The organism is Sphingobacterium haloxyli (assembly GCF_002980525.1).
GTDB classification, from domain to species: Bacteria; Bacteroidota; Bacteroidia; order Sphingobacteriales; family Sphingobacteriaceae; genus Sphingobacterium; species Sphingobacterium haloxyli.
In genome coordinates, this window is record NZ_PVBQ01000007.1 from 84519 (window position 1) to 101821 (window position 17303).

Sequence of the window (17303 nt, forward strand, 5' to 3'; positions counted from 1 at the left end):
AAGAAGAAAGCCCCTCGTTCTTTCGAGAGGCTTTTTAATTAATAATACTTATTTGCTGTCACGCTATTTCTTCATTTCTTCTGCTCCTTTGATGATCGCCTCAACCACTGTGGGATCTTGAAGGGTAGAAGTGTCGCCCAAATTATCGATTTCGCCTTCCGCAATTTTGCGTAAAATACGGCGCATAATTTTTCCCGAACGTGTTTTCGGTAGATCCACTACAAACTGAATAATATCCGGTTTTGCAATCGCGCCGATCAAACGTGTAATGGTTTGTAAAATATCCTTACGCGTACTTTCGGCATCGATATGATGGTTTGCAACAATGACATACGCATAGATACCTTGTCCTTTAACCGGATGTGGATAACCAACAATAGCGGATTCCACGACGTCAGCGTGCATGTTAATGGCATTCTCCACCTCCGCGGTGCCGATACGATGTCCAGAAACGTTTAATACATCATCCACACGTCCCGTAATTTTATAATACCCTTCAGGACTTCTGTAACAACCGTCACCCGTGAAATATTTGTTTTCGTACGTAGAAAAATAGGTCTGACGACAGCGCTCGTGATCGCCCCAAGTCGTACGCAGCATGCCTGGCCAAGGAAACTTAATACAGAGGTTACCGGATACGTCATTGCCCTCTATCTCTTTACCATCTTCATCCATCAAACAAGGTTGCACACCGGGTAGCGGTAGCATGGCGTATCCCGGAACAGTTGGTGATATACCTGCTATCGGAGCGATCAAGATACCACCGTTTTCTGTTTGCCACCAAGTGTCTGTAATAGGTGCTTTCTCTTTTCCAATTTTTTTATTGAACCAGTGCCATGCTTCTTCGTTAATAGGCTCTCCTACAGATCCCAATTTTTTAATACTGCTTAAATCTTTACCCTTCAGGTACTCGTCTCCAAACGCCATTAGCGAACGTATTGCTGTAGGGGCGGTGTATAGAATGTTCACCTTATACTTATCTACAATGTCCCAAAGACGACCGGCGTCAGGGTAGGTCGGTGTTCCTTCGAACATTAGCGACGTAGCGCCTTGTGTTAATGGGCCATATACAATATAGCTGTGTCCTGTAATCCATCCGATGTCGGCTGTACAGAAATACACTTCGTCTGGTTGGTATTGAAATACATTAGAGAAAGTATATCCGGTATAAACCATATATCCGCCTGTCGTATGTACCACACCCTTGGGCTTGCCGGTCGAGCCCGATGTGTAGAGTACAAATAGGGGGTCTTCCGCATCCATTTCTTCGGCAGGACATGGAGGGTTTCCTTGGGTTTCCACTTTTTTAATTTCGTCTTCCCACCATACATCACGACCTTTTATCATGGAAATCGGCGTACGTGTGCGTGTCAACACAATGACCCGTTCCACAGAATCACATTGCATAAGCGCATCATCTACAATAGATTTTAACTCTAGCACTTTTCCTGCGCGAAACCCGCCATCTGAAGTAACGACTAATTTACAAGCTGCATCGTTAATACGGTCTGCGATGGAACGTGCTGAGAAGCCTCCAAATACAACCGAATGGATGGCGCCGATGCGAGCACAGGCTAATACGGCGATCACCAGCTCAGGAACCATCGGCAGGTATATGCATACGCGGTCGCCTTTGACAACGTTGTTATTCTTCAGTACGTTAGCGAAAGTTTCTACCTTTGCTAAAAGTTGTTTATAGGTCAGGATACGATGCGCCTCGTTCGGATCGTTAGGCTCCCATATGATGGCGGGTTTGTCCCCTAGTTTATAAATATGCCGATCTAAGCAGTTTTCGGTAATGTTCAGTTTCCCGCCTTCAAACCATTTTATGTTAGGCTCCGTAAAGTTCCAGTTTAATACATTTGTCCATTTCCGCTTCCAAAAGAAGTTTTCTGCAATTTCTCCCCAAAATGCTTCCGGGTTTTCGACGCTATGTTTATACGCCTCTTCGTACTCCTCAAAACTCTTAATTTGTAGGTTCATATTCTTAGATGCAAAATTTAATGATTAACTTTTATCCGATGCAGACATTTATTTATTGAAAACTGTCTGTATTGGATATGCAAACACTAATTTAGCTTTTTTTGCCATTAATATCAATTTTTTTACCGCCAAGTATTCGTATTTTTATGTGCGATGAGGCTATTAAAGCGCGTATATTATTTCCTGATCTACACTAACCTGCTTATCGCGGGTGCGGCAATAGCACAATCTGCGCTTACCTATTTGTTCTTTGAAGCGCTATTTGATTATCCGATCATGATGATAGAGGGGGCTGCAACCTTACTTTTATATAATTTTAGTATGTTGTTGTCTAAACCCCAGAATCCGCAAAAATCAGTATATAGACGTACACGCTGGCTATTCAGAAATGAATGGTTATTATGGTTAAATAGCGTAATAGGATTGATTATACTGATATATGCTGCTTGTCATATTCATTTATATAGTTTACTCTTCTTGGTGGGGATAGGGGGTATGAGCGTCGCATATTCTGTTCCGATAGTACGATATAATGGGGAATGGGTAGGGTTTCGTCAGTTACCCGGGATGAAGATATTTCATATTGCGTTGATCTGGACATTAAGCTCTGTCTGTTTGCCTGCTTTGGAAATGCATCTCGATGGACTCACGGTTGATCTGCATCTATTCCAGCGGCTTTTTGTGCTGAAGTTTCTTTTCTTGCTTGTTTGCACGTTACCTTTTGATATCAGGGATATTCAACAAGATTCCTATTACCATTTAAAAACGATTCCCAATATGCTCGGTGCAAATAGGGCCATTCTATTGTGTTATGCTCTTTTAATTACCCATAGCATTATTGTGCTATTATCAGCTATCCAATTGAACGTACAAATCGGAATATTGATAACGAATCTATTAATTGCAGTGGTCCTCAAACAGGTTGTGTTTCAAAATGCGAACCGCTATCATTATGCCTTCTTGTTGGACTTTGCGTTAATAGCACAGTTTTTAATTGTTTATTTACTTGTATAAAATCCTATAATTTTATCCGCGATAATATCTGACAGTTTATAGTAACTTTCAAATGTCCATCCGGCTACATGTGGACTTAACAGTACGTTGTCTCGGGAAGCAAGGTCGGCATACCAATCTGTTTCGCTGAGCGCCGGAAATTTTTCGGTAGGCAATACATCAAATGCCGCCCCTAAAATTCTGCCCTTATCCAGGTATTTTAAGACCGAGGGGATGTTGGCTATAGCTCCCCTAGCGCCCATCAGAAAAAAGATGGGTTTGCGGAAATGAAAAAGGTATTCATCGTCTACCATGCCTCTGGTTTCACGTGTCAGTGGAATATGAAAACTCAACACATCCGCTTGGCGCACAACTTCTTCCATGGAAACTTCTATGGCATAGGCATCGGAAAAGCCAGTTTTGTATTTATCATAGGCAATTATGTTAACCTCGAAACCCGAAAGTTTTTTCGCCATTGCTTGTCCATTATGACCATATCCGATCAATGCTACGGTTCGTCCTTTTAGTTCATATCCTCGATTTTCTTCTCGGCACCACTGTCCGGTACATACCTCCCGGTGACCACGGTGTAGGTTATTCATTAAGCTTAACAGCATGCCGATCATGTGTTCACCGAGGGCGTCCTTATTTCCTTCATTCGCCGAAAAGAGACAAATACCTTTAGAGGTGGCATAGTCTTCGTCGATATTGTCCATCCCCGCTCCCGGACGGGCAATAAACTGTAGGTTGGCGGCGAGGTTAAGAAAAGATTCGTCGACTTGAAATTTGGAACGAATGATCAGTCCAGCAAATTGTTCAATGACAGCTTCGGCGTCCGCTTTGTCGAAACTCGGCTGGTAATCGTATGCGATTCCTGCTCGATCCAGTTTCTCTAATAGTATGTGATGTATGTCGTCTACAATAAGAATGTTCATTTGGCTAATGTTTCATATGTAAATAAATTGATCTTTAAAGACCATATGGGATATCCAGATTATCTTCGATGAGCTATGGATATTTCATAAAATCTACAGATAATAATTTGTTCAGGTTCTTTTGAGCTAATCTGGCAGGCATAAATTTCATCAGCACATTACGTATCGTGATGAACACGGGACTATCCCACTGCGCTATTTCACCAATTCGCTTGGAAGTATCCGTGATGTATTTTGTCCGAGACAATCTCCTTTTTTCAAACGAAGAGAAAGCTTCCCTTATATTCTTTTCCAGTTTTAATTCATCTAATAGGACAGCAACGTCCTCTAAAGCCTGACAGGCTCCTTGTCCCATATTGGGTGTAGTAGCGTGCCCCGCATCGCCAATAAAGAGGATATTATCATAAGTCAGATGTTTAAGTGGTTTGATATCCGTAATGTCATTCCAAATCAGTTCACTATCTTTGGTCTGTGCTAAAATAGCAGGAATAGGCTCGTGGTAGGACTGGAAACGCCTTAATAAATCGTTGACTTTATAACCTCTATAGATTGGATTATTAGGCGTAGTATTTATACATGCATACCAATAGATGCGGTTATTGGTTAAAGGAGTCATTCCAAATCTCCCTAATTTCCCCCACGTTTCTGTTCCCTTATCTAATATTATCTCGGTATTGTCAATGGTCGCGCGCCAGCAGGTATATCCCGAATAACGAGGCTTGGATGATGGTATGAGTTGTTGGCGAAGTGGGGACTTCACACCGTCAGCTATAATTAAGAACCGAGATGTATGCTGCGTGCCGTCTTCAAAAAATAGGGTAACAGCATCTGCATGTTGCTCTAATCGGATAGCTTTTTTACTCAGTTGTAGTTTTTGATTTTTGATCTTAGATAGCAGGAAAAAGTGCAAATCCGCACGATGAATGGCAAAATTTCGTTGTTTATATCTTTCACTAATAGTATGGGTGTGGGGAGATACCAAAAGCCGACCTTTATCATCTAAAATATTGTAGCTGTCTAGATAATAACCTATTTGTTCTATTTCATTTCTCAGGCCAAGTAAATCTAAAGCACGCATAGCGTTTGCTGCTAGACCAAATCCTGCGCCTATTCCTTTTAGTTCTTTTGCTTGCTCGAAAAGCACGAAGTCTTTGTTGATTTGTTGAAAAGCTATAGCCATTGCCAGCCCCGCAATACCACCGCCGACGATAGCAAACTCACTATTTATCGTTTTGGTGTATCGCATTGGCAATTTCATCTGTTAAAACGACAAAATCTTCGACCGACAACCGCTCCGCCCGGAGCTCATACAAGGGATTGTCGCTCATCCTGTCTTTTGGAACAACGGCAGATAAGGCGTTTCGTAATGTTTTGCGCCTCTGGTTGAAAGCAGCTTTTACGACACGCCAAAATAATTTTTCGTCACAATCAAGCGTATCACAGGCGTTCCTTGTTATTTTAATAACGCCAGAAAGTACTTTGGGAGGCGGATTAAACGCCCCAGCTTTAACCGTAAAGAGATATTCCACATCATAATATGCCTGCAGGAACACACTGAGGATGCCGTATGCTTTACTCCCCGGTTTTGCCACGCAACGTTCAGCGACCTCTTTTTGAAACATCCCGACCATTTGTACCACACGCCCGCGCTCTTCTAAAATCTTAAATAGAATCTGTGAAGAGATATTATAAGGGAAATTACCAATAACTGCCAGCTTATTTTCGAAATATTGACTGAAATCTAGTGTGAGAAAATCACCGTGAATAAGCCTGTTGTCTAATTGCGGATAGTTGTCCGCAAGAAACGTGATGGATTCATCGTCTACATCAATCAGCCAGGTTTCGTAGTCCTCTTTTTGAAGTAAAAAATCGGATAGCACGCCCATACCGGGCCCGACTTCCAACACTTGCTTAAATCCCAATGCAGGTTCAAGGGCTTCCACAATCTTCTGTGCAGCGTTCTTGTCGTTTAGAAAGTGTTGTCCTAAGTGTTTCTTTGCACGTACGGTATTCATTTGTTGTGTGGGATGTTAGACAGCAAAACTAAACATTATTATGCAATTTTCATTGTGGCTCAAAACAACGGCAAGAAAGCTTTTTATTTACGCCGAATTTTGTAATTTTGATTCAAAGCTTTCGGACAATGAGTGAAAAACTAAAAATAGGTATTACCATAGGTGATGTAAACGGCATCGGATTAGAAGTGATTATAAAATCGTTGATGGATAATCGGGTGTTGGAGTACTTTACACCGGTTGTGTACGGGAATACCAAAGTTGCTTCATTTCACCGAAAAGCGATTGGCATCCAGGATTTCAGTTTCAATGTAATCCATCACCCAGATCAGGCAAATCCTAAGCGCGCCAATATGATTAACTGTTGGCAGGAAGACGTAAAGATTACACTCGGCGAGCAGAACGAAATCGGAGGGCGGTATGCTTTTCTTTCTTTGGAGAGAGCTGCAGATGATCTCCGTAATGGTAAACTGGACGCTTTGGTTACTGCTCCTATCAATAAACACAATATACAACAAGATGGCTTTCATTTTCCGGGACATACCGAATATCTTCAATCTAAGGTAGAGGCATCTGATGTCTTAATGTTTATGATTGCTGATGAGCTTCGTATAGGGGTTGTCACCGGACATATTCCTGTCAAGGAGATCGCGGGTGTAATAACAGCAGATGCTATCTTACAGAAACTACGTATGATGAACGAAAGCCTTAAGAAGGACTTTTGGATTGAAAAACCTAAAATAGCAGTATTGGGACTAAATCCCCACGCGGGAGATAATGGATTAATCGGTACGGAAGATGAAGAGATTATTGCGCCGACTATCCAAAAAGCGAAGGAAGAAGGTATTTTCTGTTTCGGACCTTATCCTGCTGACGGTTTTTTTGCAAGCGATACGTATACCAAATATGATGGTGTTTTAGCCATGTATCATGACCAGGGCTTGATACCGTTTAAACATATTGCTTCTCGTAAAGGCGTAAATTATACGGCAGGATTACCTATCGTCCGAACATCTCCAGATCATGGAACAGGCTATGATATCGCCGGAAAAAACTTGGCGTCACATGAATCATTCTTGGAAGCCATTTTTTCTGCCGTCCATATCGTGAAACGTCGTCGGGAGCAAGAAGAGCTTGCTGCCAATCCGCTGCCGTTCCGTCGCCTATCAAAAGATAGGGATTAGCAAGGGCAGTTTGTACGAAATAATCTGTATTTTTGCCGTCTGTAGGCGTTGAGCCTAGAGAAGAAGCTATGCGAGAAAATTTACAACATCCTATTTTTCAAATAATCAGAGATTTAGCGGATACAGAACAAGTCGAATGCTATGTGGTAGGCGGATATGTCCGTGATTGTATCATGAAACGATCTTTTAAAAACGACGTGGATTTGGTTGTAATCGGAAGTGGGATCGACTTTGCTTCTAAGCTTGGTGACGTTTTGCATACTAAGGTTGCGGTCTACAAGAGTTTTGGAACAGCGATGCTGGTGCATGACGGTGTCAATTTAGAGTTCGTAGGTGCTCGTAAAGAATCTTATCGTTCCAATTCCAGAAAACCCGTTGTGGAGGACGGTACACTTGAAGATGATCAGAACCGCAGGGATTTTACAATTAATGCTATGGCATATTGTTTGAACGCTGACCGTTTTGGCGAGCTTGTAGATCCATTTGGAGGAGTCGAAGATATTCAAAACCGTATTATTCGGACTCCACTCGATCCAAACATTACGTTTTCTGATGATCCTTTGCGGATGATGCGCGCTATTCGTTTCGCCACACAGCTTAATTTTAAAATTGATGTGAAAGCAATTCAAGCTATAGCAGAAAATGTGGAGCGTATTAAAATTATCTCCAAAGAGCGGATTATAGATGAACTCAATAAAATCGTTATGGCAGCTAAACCGTCTGTCGGTTTCCGATATCTATTCGATACAGGGTTGTTGAAGATTATTTTTCCTGCTATGTATAATTTATATGGAGTCGATATAATAGATGGACGTGGACATAAAGACAACTTTTACCACACATTGGAGGTGCTTGACAATGTTGCAGCCATGTCAGCCGATTTATGGCTGCGCTGGGCGGCGATTATGCATGATATAGCAAAGCCCGCGACGAAACGATATGATAAAAGGATAGGGTGGACCTTTCATGGCCATGAAGATCGTGGTGCCAGGATGGTGCCGAAGCTTTTTGCGGAATTAAAACTCCCGCTCCATGATAAAATGAAGTTCGTCCAAAAACTGGTACAATTACACCTGCGGCCCATTGTGCTGGCACAAGATATTGTAACGGACTCTGCAGTGCGTCGGCTGCTGTATGAAGCAGGGGATGATATTGATGCGTTGATGCTTTTGTGCCATGCTGACGTGACAACGAAGAACGAGTTTAAGAAAAAAAAATACCGAAATAATTTTGAACTGGTAAAGCAGAAACTAAAGGACGTAGAAGAGCGAGATAGGATTCGGAATTGGCAACCTCCTGTATCTGGAGAGGATATAATGGCACTTTTTGGAATTGGTCCGGGACGTGTCGTTGGTACAATCAAAAATGCCATGAGAGAGGCTATCTTGGAAGGGGAAATTCCTAATTCTCGTGAGGAAGCATTAGCTTTCATCATAAAAAAAGGAAAGCAGATGGGTTTATCAGGCAAAACGAATACGGTTCTTTAATTTTTTAAAAATTATTGTAATTTTAACCTTTGTATAGAAACGATAAACTAAACGATACGATCAAGAATGGCTATTTACAGATTTCGGGTAACTTTTGAGGACTATGAGGACGTATATCGAGAAATAGATATGCCTTCGAAAGCTACATTTTTAGAATTGCATCATGCTATCCATAACGCCACCGGCTACAATCCAGATGTTTCTTCTTCCTTTTATGTTAGTAATGACCAATGGAAGAAGGGTACGGAGATTGCTTTTCTTCCTACGGAAAGAAAGCGAAGTAACGGCGTGCTGGCAATGGAAGGTATTCGCCTGAGTAAGTTTATCGATGATCCGCACCAAAAATTTTATTATATTTATAATTTTGACCGCCCTTATGACTTTCATGTCGAGCTTATTAAAATTTTAAAAGAGGAGGATGGTAAAGAATATCCGCTCATATTCAAAGCAGTTGGAACAGTGCCTAAGCAAGTTGCCGCTGCGAATTTCCCGGTACCAGGAGTAGAAGACGAGGACGACGAGGAAGAGGACGTACCGGCAGATGAAACGGAATATGGAGTTGACGAAGATGAAGATTTTGACTTATTTGACGGTGAAGAAGAAGGAGAAGAAGAAAAAGGGACTGGTGGAGTTGAAGACGGATATTAGGTTTTATAACATTTAGATAGCTTGGATACCTTAAGTGCACGCTTAGGGTATTCTTTTTTTATGAGATGAAAAGTAATAAAAAGCGATTAATTGTAGTGGTTGGGCCTACTGCGGTGGGAAAAACTGCTATGGGCATTGCGTTGGCAAAACATTTCAAAACGGAGGTCGTCTCGGCGGATTCCAGACAGTTTTATAAAGAAATGTCCATCGGAACGGCCAAGCCTGATGCAACTGAGCTCGCTACAGTAAAGCATCACTTTATTGATTCACATACGATTGAGGAAGAATATTCAGCGGGTGATTTCGAACGAGATGCTTTATACCTACTGAATTCCTTGTTTGAAAAGCATGATGTTGTCGTGATGGTAGGCGGATCGGGGCTCTTTGTGCGTGCGGTGTGTGAAGGTTTGGATAATCTACCCAAAGCCCCCGCTGTTATACGTGAACGTTTGAACGATCTTTTTGAACGGAAGGGGCTAGAATCATTGCAGCAAAAACTTAAAGAAGTCGACCCCGATTATTATTACCATGCGGATATACAAAACCCGCAACGCGTTATCCGTGCATTGGAAGTGTACGAAGCGACGGGTCGACCCTTTTCATCCTATCGTGTGCGAGAAGTAGCATTGCGTCCGTTTGAGATTGTAACTATCGGGTTAAATATGGAACGGCAAAAACTATACGACCGTATAAACTTACGTGTGGACATGATGATAGAAAAGGGGTTGGTGAATGAAGTACGCTCGTTATTATCCCATCGGAACAAGCCAGCGTTGTTGACGGTTGGCTACGCGGAGGTATTTGATTTTATTGATGGGAAAATTACACTGGAAGAAGCGATTCACCGCATTAAGCAGAACTCCCGACGTTATGCAAAAAGACAGATTACCTGGTTCAAAAAATACGGAGATACTGTGTGGTTTGATTCGGAAGACTTGAAAGGAATTTTATCTTTTTTAGCGTAGGAGCGTAGCCCCTACGCCAAAAAAGACAATTATACAATAAAATTCCATCCAAACGGATCGTCGATTTTACCGTAACGAAGTTGATTTAGATAATCCAATACTTTATTGGAAAACTCTCGCCCCTCTACAGGTGGTAATTCGTAATCTTGTCCTTCGTAACCAATTTTGGAAATATGGGTGACTGTTGCGGCGGTTCCAGCTGCGAAAGCTTCGGAGACTTTCCCTTCTTTGATGCCCTCAACTAATTCTTGTACGGAGACCTTACGCTGCTCTGCTTTGTAGCCCCATTTTTCGGCAAGCTCCATAATCGTGCGACGGGTAACACCGTGTAAGATCGTATCACCGTGTGGCGTAATTATTGTATTACCGATACGAAAAATCAAATTGGCTGTACCAGCTTCTTCCACGTATTTATGCTCATTGGCATCAGTCCACATGATTTGGTCATAGCCTTCGTCGTTTGCCAATTGGGTAGGGTACAAGGAGAGTGCATAATTTCCCGCATTTTTCGAAAACCCAACTCCACCTTCTGCCGCACGTGTATAATGCGTTTCGACCTTTAAACTAATAGGCTTGCTGTAATAGGCGCCCACTGGACAGGTAATAACGGCAAAAGTATAGGACTTGGAAGGGTGAACACCTAATGCCGCTTCCGTTGCAAACATGAACGGACGGATATATAGCGATGTACCTTCAAGAGATGGTACCCACTCACGATCTACATCCAATAACGTTTCCAGACCGTCCATAAAAATTTCTTCCGGAACTTCGGGCATTTGAAGACGTTTTGCAGATTTGTTGAAGCGTTCCCAATTTTTATCCGGACGGAATATGCTCACTGTTCCGTCGGCAAATTTATAACCCTTAATTCCTTCAAAAATAGCTTGACCGTAATGCAAGGCCGACATCGACGGATTGACCGTAAAGTCTCCATAGGGGACGACAGCCACATCTTGCCACGCTCCGTCATCATACGTAGCAACTAGCATGTGGTCAGACATGATAGCACCAAACTTCAAATTACTGAAATCTACTTGCGAGAGTCTTGATTCTTTTGTCGGCTCTACGCGAATGGAATAGGTATTCGTATCGCTCATCACATTAAAATTTTAATGCGTGCAATTTAGGAAAAAAGTATGAATATAATTAAGCATTCATTATTTTCAATAAGGCATCCAGATAGGTTCTTTCATTAGCGAGGCGCGGAACCTTATTTTGGCCACCAAGTTTTCCACGGCTTTTCATCCATTTATAAAAAGTGTCTTTTTCCGCGCGGTGAACAATAGGACAGGCTAATGCTAAATCGTTGAAGCGCTTGGCGTCGTAGTCGGAATTGATTTCCCGTAGCGTACCATCTAATGTATAGCAGAACTTTTGAAAATCGGCCGGCTGTTTCTCAAATTCGATAATCCATTCATGCGCACCGGCCTCCCCGTCGCTGAAATAAACAGGACCCGCGGTATAGTCTCGGATAATAGCATCCGTTGCTCGACAAGCCATTTGCAGTGCGTGTTCCGCATTATCTACAATAAGTTCTTCTCCAAAGGTATTAATATAGTGTTTTGTGCGTCCGGATATTTGAAAGCGGTAGGGTGACAAAGAGGTAAATTTGATCGTATCTCCAATCTTATAACGCCATAGACCTGCATTCGTCGATATAATTAACGCATAATTCTTTCCAACTTCTACTTCGTCTAAGCGCAGGGTTTTAGGGTGCTCTTCAAGAACATGTTCCATCGGGAGGAACTCATAATAGATACCGTAGTCTAGCATGAGCAAGAGATCCTCGGAATCTGATTGGTCCTGCAATCCGAAATACCCCTCAGAAGCGTTGTAGTTTTCGAGGTAATACATGCTATCCGATGGAATCAATTGCTTAAATAGATCACGATACGGCTTGAAGCTTACCCCTCCATGTCCATAAAATTCTAGGTTAGGCCATACTTCCAAAAGGTTGCTTTTTCCAGTAATTTCCAAGATTCGTTTTGCCATGACAATATTCCAAGTTGGAACGCCCGCTAGGCTGGTGACATTTTCCTTAATGGTGATTTGCGCAATTTGTTCGATCTTTTCTTCAAAATTTGGATTTAGGGTCACTTCCAAATTGGGTGTGCGTTTAAACTCTGCCCAGAATGGGAGATTGCGAATAAGAATGGAAGACAAATCGCCGTAATAAGAATCCGGACTGAAATTATTGATTTGGGAGGAACCTCCGATAACGACAGATTTACCTGTAAATACTTTATTTTCTGGTTTATTGTGGCAATAAATAGAGAGCATGTCTTTCCCTCCCTGATAATGGCAGTCTTCTAGAGCTTCCATACTTACAGGTATGAATTTAGAGCGATCCGATGTCGTACCCGATGATTTGGCAAACCATTTGATGTCCGAAGGCCACACCAGATTTTGCTCTCCTTTGATCATGCGATCCACGTAACCTTTAATATCATCGTAGTCTTGGATAGGAACACGTTCTTTATATTCCTCTGGTGTTAGAATACTGTTGTAACCGTATTTTTTTCCCCACTCGGTAGCTTCCGCCGTCGAAATCAGACTTTGAAACCACTCTTCCTGTACGTCATGGGGATATTTCATGAAAAGCTCAATCTGATGAATGCGCTTTTTCATAATCCATGTGAAGAGAGAATTCAATAATACCATGTTTAAAGGGTCCTGTTCGCTAGTTTATAGTTTTTTCCTTCTCAACTCAAAATGACGCCCTAAATAAAATTTACGAGCTAATTCATTATCCGCGATTTCTTCGGGAGTACCCGTCAACATAATTTTTCCCTCGGTCAACAGATAAGCTCTATCGGTGATAGATAATGTCTCTTGTACATTGTGGTCGGTAATCAGTACACCAATGTTTTTCCGTTTGAGTTTTGAGACGATTGTTTGGATCTCTTCTACCGCGATTGGGTCTACACCGGCAAAAGGTTCATCCAACAGGATAAAATGTGGATTCGCTGCTAATGCCCGCGCAATTTCTGTCCGGCGTCTTTCTCCTCCTGATAGAAGGTCACCCCGGTTCTTACGGACTCTGTGTAAACTAAATTCTGTTAATAGCTCTTCCAGTTTCTCCAAACGTTCTTCTTTATTCTTATAATGTATTTCTAAGACGGCAAGGATGTTATTTTCCACGGATAGCTTTCGGAATACTGATGCTTCTTGCGCTAGATACCCGATTCCTTTTTGCGCACGCTGAAACATAGCATCTTGTGTAATTTCCTGGTCGTCGAGAAAAACATGACCATCGTTTGGTTTTATCAACCCCACAATCATGTAAAACGAAGTTGTTTTTCCAGCACCATTTGGGCCCAACAATCCGACAATTTCGCCTTGTTCGACATGAAAAGACACATCATTAACAACTGTTCGTTGCTTATATTTTTTGATTAAATGTTCTGCCTTTAAAATCATCTACTACTTAGCCGTTTTATACACAAATATATTTTAATATCGTATTGCTTTGATATTTAATTGTAAATTCTTTTTACCTCGCCAGTTATTCTCTTCGATAGTATAGCAAATATCAAATTCATGCCCCGCATTAATGTGGTCTACGTGCTGCGCTAGGCCAAATCCTATACAATCGAACGATGTCGAATCTTCCTGTTTTAACGATATTTTGATGTGATTTGTACCTACGATATATGCAGACCCCTGTACTTTACGCGTGAGAAGGATCGGGGCTTCGTTCTGTGGTCCGAAGGGTTCAAACTGTTTGAGCAGACGGCAAAACTTGTTGTCGATGTCTTTAAGATTCAGTTCCGTTTCGATGAGCACTTCCTGCTGAAGCATTTCAGGCTTAATGCTGTTCTGCACTACTGCCTCAAATTTTTCTTGGAAGGCAGGTACATTCTCCACGCGCATGGTGAGGCCTGCAGCATATTTATGCCCGCCGTATTGATCTAGCAAATCGGCACATTCGCTCAATGCCTCATAAAGATCAAAACCCAGTACCGACCGTGCCGAACCGGCAATATGTCCATTGGTTTGTGTGAGTATAACAGTGGGTCGATAGTATTTCTCCGTTAGACGCGAAGCGACAATCCCGATTACGCCTTTGTGCCAATCTGCCTTAAAAAGCACGGTAGACTTGCGTTGTTTCAACACCTCATCCTTGTCCAAGATGTCCAATGCTTCCTCGGTTATCTTAAGATCAAAACCCTTGCGTACGGTATTTTGATCATCAACTGTAGTTGAATAAACTTTAGCTTCTGCTAATGATTTTGAAGTCAATAGGTTAACCGCATCCTTGGCGTGTTCAATACGTCCAGCAGCATTGATGCGGGGGCCAATCTGAAAAACAATATCTCCTACAGAAAAATGTCCGGTTTTATTGGAAGAAAGATTAATCAGTGCTTGCAGCCCGCAACTTGGGTTAGTGTTTAGTTTTTTTAGCCCAAAATGCGTGAGCACCCGATTTTCGCCTGTAATCGGTACAATGTCTGATGCGATGCTTACTGCTACTAAATCAAGATACTGGTAGGCAAGTTGCATGTCCATATCGTTTTTCTGAACAAACGCTTGGATTAATTTAAAGCCTATGCCACATCCCGATAGTTCTTTATACGGATAGGGGCAATCGTGACGCTTCGGGTCTAATACAGCAACCGCGTCTGGTATGGTATGGCCGGGGAGGTGATGATCTCCAATGATGAAATCAATACCTTTCGCTTTCGCATAATTGACTTTCTCAATGGCTTTAATACCACAATCCAAGGCAATAATCAGTGTGAAGCCGTGTTCTGCGGCATAGTCAATTCCTTTGAAAGAAATGCCGTATCCCTCTAAGTATCGGTCGGGAATATAAAATGCTAAACCAGAATGGAAATCACGAAAAAAGCTATAGACAACGGAGACAGCCGTCGTCCCGTCGACATCATAATCTCCATATATGAGTATCTTCTCTTTGTTGCCGATTGCTCTTTCGATTCGGGATATAGCTTTATCCATATCTTTCATCAAAAATGGATCGTGCAACAAGTCAAAGCTTGGACGGAAAAAATGCTTGGCCTGCTGATAGGTTTCGATGCCACGATGGAGAAGTAGTTCGGCTATTACAGCGCTTATACCCAACTCGTCACACAAGCTGTTGGTTTTTCGAACATCGTTTTTTGGCTTAACCACCCATCTTTTTTGCATATCGTTGCCGTTGTATTAACGTGTAAATATACATTTTGTAAACGGGTTTACCTAACCGCTGTAATACGAGTAAAGGGAATATGTTGTGCGTTAAGGTATTAGGAGGATAATTTTGTTGCTTGCTAACTTCCTGTTTTTTTTGTTAGTTTTGCTTGAGACAAGTGTTCTAAGAAGAATACGAACGTTGTATTTAATTTTTTTTGCTATGTCAATAGTTAGAGAAAGCGACCTGATCGGAATAGGTAAGAAATATCAAATCGAGACGGAAGCAGGCGACAATATGGTTGTCGTTATTCACGATGACGGTAAACGCGAACTTTACCGCTCAGAGGGAGATGATAGTGAAACGCACTGTGTTATGACTCTTTCGGATGAGGAATCGCGACAGGTAGCGGGTATTATTGGAGGATTATCTTATAAGCCCAAGGCGTTGGAAACCATGGAGCTGGCATTGGATGATTTACGGATTGAATGGTATAAAGTAGACGCTCCTAGCGATGGTGTTAATAAGACTATTGGAGAGTTAGGCGTGCGACAACGTACTGGAGCATCAATTATCGCGGCTATCAAAGAAGAGGACACAATTATTAATCCTGGCCCAGATTACGTGATAACATCTGGAATGACGTTGGTCGTTGCCGGAAAGAAAGCGAACATTAAACTATTAAAAGAAATCCTAACATCCTAACTTAACCCTATGTTGTCACATACCTTGGTATTAGAAGTTGGTATTGCTGTATTGCTTGTTGCCATTGTGGGCTTGCTAGCCAACAAGTTGCGGTTTTCGGTGATACCATTTTTCATCATAATTGGTATGGTAGTTGGTCAACATGCTCCTCAATTTGGGTATATTGATCTTACATTTACGGAGAGTAAGCCCTTTATAGATTTCATGGGGCGTTTGGGCGTCCTTTTTTTGTTGTTCTATTTAGGACTGGAATTTTCCGTAGGGCGATTAATGCAGTCCGGAAAATCAATTATTACAGGAGGGACAATCTATGTGTTTCTCAATTTTATATCGGGTATTCTGATAGGTTGGCTAATGGACCTTCCTTTTAAGGAAATGATGGTGCTATGCGGTGTGATGACAAGTTCATCTACAGCAATTGTTGCTAAAGTATTAACCGATCTAAAACGGACGGCGAACCCGGAAACGGAAATTATTATGGGGATGATTATGTTTGACGATCTCTTTATCGCTATGCATATCTCATTCCTGTCGGGTTTGATTCTAACGGGAGGGTCTTCCTTCTGGTCCGTCCTCGGAACATCCTTGCTCGCCTTGGGTTTCATTTTGACTTTTTTGATATTGGGAAGGAAGCTGGTCCCGGCTATAGATCGACTTTTGCAGGACAAATCTCCGGAGCTTTTTATTTTAATCATATTCAGTCTTCTTTTTATTATAGCAGGCTTTTCAGAGACGATACACGTTGCAGAGGCTATCGGAGCTTTGATGGCGGGGTTGGTCTTTGCGGACTCTCGTTATATTAAAAAAATCGAGGGCGTTGTGCTGCCCTATCGTGATTTCTTCGGAGCCATGTTCTTTTTTAGTTTCGGACTATCCATTGATATGTACACTTTAGGGGGAGCTGTAGGATGGGCTGCTTTGGCAGCGTTTATTACTGTCATGGGTAATGTGGCGTCGGGCTATTTTGCCGCCAGATTTTCAGGTCGAAAACCCAAAGCTTCGTTTGATATTGGGTTTACGCTTTCTGCTAGGGGAGAATTTTCCATAATTATGGCAAATATTGGAAAAGCAGGAGGCTTGCTCCCGATTCTCCAGTCTTTTGTTGTCGTATACGTACTTATCTTATCTATCGTATCGCCGTTGCTGACAAAAGAGTCACGTACGTTATGGGCTGCGCTGTTTGGAAAGGATACCCCTCCCGTACAGCCCAAAAAAACGTTAGAACAATTAGAAGAATCAGCTGGGGCGTCGTAGAGA

15 protein-coding genes are annotated in these 17303 nt (G+C 42.0%); 7 read left to right on the forward strand and 8 right to left on the reverse strand.

Features of this window, described 5'->3' with window-relative positions; all coding sequences use genetic code 11:
* Positions 1-63 precede the first annotated feature (63 nt).
* The gene (gene acs / locus C5745_RS10670) at positions 64-1983 is read right to left on the reverse strand and encodes an acetate--CoA ligase (protein WP_105716995.1); all 1920 of its coding nucleotides are present in this window, start codon (positions 1981-1983) and stop codon (positions 64-66) included.
* 153 nt (positions 1984-2136) lie between these two features.
* Between acs and C5745_RS10675 the strand changes: the two genes are divergently transcribed.
* Entirely contained in the window at positions 2137-2997 is an 861-nt protein-coding gene (locus C5745_RS10675; protein ID WP_105716996.1) for a UbiA prenyltransferase family protein, read from the forward strand.
* Here the strand turns inward: C5745_RS10675 and C5745_RS10680 are convergent.
* The 3 genes from C5745_RS10680 to rsmA form a co-directional block, all read right to left on the reverse strand.
* Positions 2982-3911 (reverse strand): NAD(P)-dependent oxidoreductase, encoded by a 930-nt coding sequence (locus C5745_RS10680; RefSeq protein ID WP_105716997.1) that lies wholly within the window; start codon positions 3909-3911, stop codon positions 2982-2984. The two genes, C5745_RS10675 and C5745_RS10680, sit on opposite strands and share 16 nt — an antisense overlap.
* A gap of 73 nt (positions 3912-3984) precedes the next feature.
* Entirely contained in the window at positions 3985-5169 is a 1185-nt protein-coding gene (locus C5745_RS10685; RefSeq protein ID WP_243403313.1) for an FAD-dependent monooxygenase, read from the reverse strand.
* Positions 5132-5926 (reverse strand): 16S rRNA (adenine(1518)-N(6)/adenine(1519)-N(6))-dimethyltransferase RsmA, encoded by a 795-nt coding sequence (rsmA, locus tag C5745_RS10690; RefSeq protein ID WP_105716999.1) that lies wholly within the window; start codon positions 5924-5926, stop codon positions 5132-5134. Before rsmA ends, C5745_RS10685 begins: the two co-directional genes overlap by 38 nt.
* Before the next feature lie 128 nt (positions 5927-6054).
* Between rsmA and pdxA the strand changes: the two genes are divergently transcribed.
* The 4 genes from pdxA to miaA all read left to right on the forward strand — a co-directional run bounded on the left by pdxA (position 6055) and on the right by miaA (position 10210).
* A complete protein-coding gene (gene pdxA / locus C5745_RS10695) occupies positions 6055-7110 on the forward strand; it encodes a 4-hydroxythreonine-4-phosphate dehydrogenase PdxA (protein ID WP_105717000.1) in 1056 nt (351 codons plus the stop codon).
* 68 nt (positions 7111-7178) lie between these two features.
* Entirely contained in the window at positions 7179-8597 is a 1419-nt protein-coding gene (locus C5745_RS10700) for a CCA tRNA nucleotidyltransferase (protein ID WP_105717001.1), read from the forward strand.
* Between the two features lie 66 nt (positions 8598-8663).
* Positions 8664-9245, forward strand: coding sequence for an IS1096 element passenger TnpR family protein (locus C5745_RS10705; protein ID WP_105717002.1), 582 nt, complete (start codon positions 8664-8666; stop codon positions 9243-9245).
* 65 nt (positions 9246-9310) lie between these two features.
* Positions 9311-10210, forward strand: a complete 900-nt coding sequence (gene miaA, locus C5745_RS10710; RefSeq protein WP_105717003.1) for a tRNA (adenosine(37)-N6)-dimethylallyltransferase MiaA — start codon at positions 9311-9313, stop codon at positions 10208-10210.
* Positions 10211-10239: 29 nt separating this feature from the next.
* Here miaA and C5745_RS10715 read toward each other — a convergent pair whose 3' ends face one another.
* The 4 genes from C5745_RS10715 to recJ are packed head-to-tail and all read right to left on the reverse strand — an operon-like array spanning position 10240 to position 15358.
* A complete protein-coding gene (locus tag C5745_RS10715) occupies positions 10240-11307 on the reverse strand; it encodes a branched-chain amino acid aminotransferase (protein WP_105717004.1) in 1068 nt (355 codons plus the stop codon).
* Between the two features lie 49 nt (positions 11308-11356).
* The gene (locus C5745_RS10720) at positions 11357-12871 is read right to left on the reverse strand and encodes a GH3 auxin-responsive promoter family protein (protein ID WP_105717005.1); all 1515 of its coding nucleotides are present in this window, start codon (positions 12869-12871) and stop codon (positions 11357-11359) included.
* Positions 12872-12895: 24 nt separating this feature from the next.
* Positions 12896-13630: an LPS export ABC transporter ATP-binding protein gene (gene lptB / locus C5745_RS10725; protein WP_105717006.1), complete on the reverse strand. Its 735-nt coding sequence runs from the start codon at positions 13628-13630 to the stop codon at positions 12896-12898.
* 33 nt (positions 13631-13663) lie between these two features.
* The gene (gene recJ / locus C5745_RS10730) at positions 13664-15358 is read right to left on the reverse strand and encodes a single-stranded-DNA-specific exonuclease RecJ (protein ID WP_105717007.1); all 1695 of its coding nucleotides are present in this window, start codon (positions 15356-15358) and stop codon (positions 13664-13666) included.
* 205 nt (positions 15359-15563) lie between these two features.
* On the opposite strand from recJ, the gene C5745_RS10735 reads away from it, so the two are divergent.
* Entirely contained in the window at positions 15564-16046 is a 483-nt protein-coding gene (locus C5745_RS10735) for a cation:proton antiporter regulatory subunit (RefSeq protein ID WP_105717008.1), read from the forward strand.
* 9 nt (positions 16047-16055) lie between these two features.
* Positions 16056-17300, forward strand: coding sequence for a cation:proton antiporter (locus C5745_RS10740; RefSeq protein WP_105717009.1), 1245 nt, complete (start codon positions 16056-16058; stop codon positions 17298-17300).
* Positions 17301-17303 lie beyond the last annotated feature (3 nt).